General features: G+C 42.7%; 1 protein-coding gene. It reads right to left on the bottom strand.

The annotated features are described in order from the left end of the window. Positions 1-29: 29 nt before the first annotated feature. Positions 30-1,384 (bottom strand): IS3 family transposase gene (locus PVOR_RS29735; RefSeq protein ID WP_085980664.1). Its coding sequence is split into 2 segments (ribosomal slippage): positions 30-931 and positions 931-1,384, totalling 1,356 coding nucleotides; the frame shifts between segments, so codons are not numbered across the junction. Positions 1,385-1,411 lie beyond the last annotated feature (27 nt).

The raw sequence follows: 1,411 nt of genomic DNA, 5'->3' as shown, positions 1-1,411 counted from the left end.
ACCCCCAAAAGTTAGACACGGTTATTTCATTAGGCAGCTTTCTCAAAATGAGTTCGGTACTGTACCGGACTCATTTTTAATTTTGCCTTTAACCGTTTGGTATTGTAGTATTCCATATATTTTTTTAGTTCTTCCTTAAAATGTTCCACACATTCAAACTCTTTGTAGTACAGAAACTCCGACTTGAGAATGCCGAAGAAATTCTCTATGACGGCATTGTCGTAACAATTCCCTTTTCGTGACATGCTTTGGAGAATGCCTCTCGACTTAAGTGCATGCCGATACGACTTCATTTGGTAATGCCATCCTTGATCAGAATGAAGGAGAAGATGGTGTTCTTCCGGCAGACGTTTCAGTCCTGCATCCAGCATCTGAGATACCAGAGAATAGGTTGGTCGTGAATCCAGGGTATAGGTGATAATTTCCCCGTTGAATAAGTCCAAAATGGGCGATAGATACAGCTTTTCTCCAAATAACTTAAATTCCGTAATGTCCGTCACCCATTTCTCATTTGGCGCCCCAGCCGTGAACTGGCGGTCCAGATGATTCGGTGCAATCTTGCCGACGCTCCCTTTATATGACTTATACTTTTTCACGCGAACCAGGCATGTAAGACCCATTTTCTTCATGAGTCTCTGAACCTTTTTGTGGTTAACTTTCCACCCACGGACTGCCAGTTCATCACGAATACGGCGATATCCGTACCGTCCGTCATGTTCCACGTAAATGGATTGAATTTCAGCCCTCAACTCGGTATTCGGATCTGGTTGGTTCATACACTTTATAAGGTTGTAATAGGTGCTTCGCGGGACACCAGCCACCTGTACGAGTGCCTTCACCGGATATTTATGCCTTAGTTGCCAGACGGCTTGTGCTTTGTCTTGTTTGGTGATTTTTCCTTGTTTCGAACTAAGGCATTCAACTTTTTTAGATACTCATTTTCCATTTCAAGCTGTTTGATACGTTCTTCAAGTGCTTCGACAGACCCTTCAACTACGGATCGTTTGGTAGACGAATTGGGGTTTTTCTTCATGGATGGACGCCCCTTCTTTTTTGGCTCAAGGGCTTCTAAACCGCCTGTCTCCATCTTTCTCTGCCAGGAATACAACATGGAGAAGTCCGGAAGCTTAAACAAAGCAGCGGTATCCATGAGAGAAGCGTCTGATTGAGCCATATGATTGAGTACGTCCAGTTTAAAGCTTGCCGGATAATTTGTATAGCCGTTAGTAAAGGCAGTCTCACCATGTATCTCATAAAGCTTCAACCAATATTGGAATTGAGACTTGGTTACACGCATTTGATTTGCGTATTCTGTTTGAGATAGAAGATCAGAGTCATACCCTTGAATTAATGCCAATTTGCTACCCTTCGTAAATTTAGTCATAAAAAACTGCACCTCCAACTGTTAGAT

Source organism: Paenibacillus vortex V453, from assembly GCF_000193415.1.
GTDB lineage: Bacteria > Bacillota > Bacilli > Paenibacillales > Paenibacillaceae > Paenibacillus_AQ > Paenibacillus_AQ glucanolyticus.
Note: the sequence above shows the minus strand (reverse complement) of the source record. Positions and strands in the feature narration are given on the sequence as shown.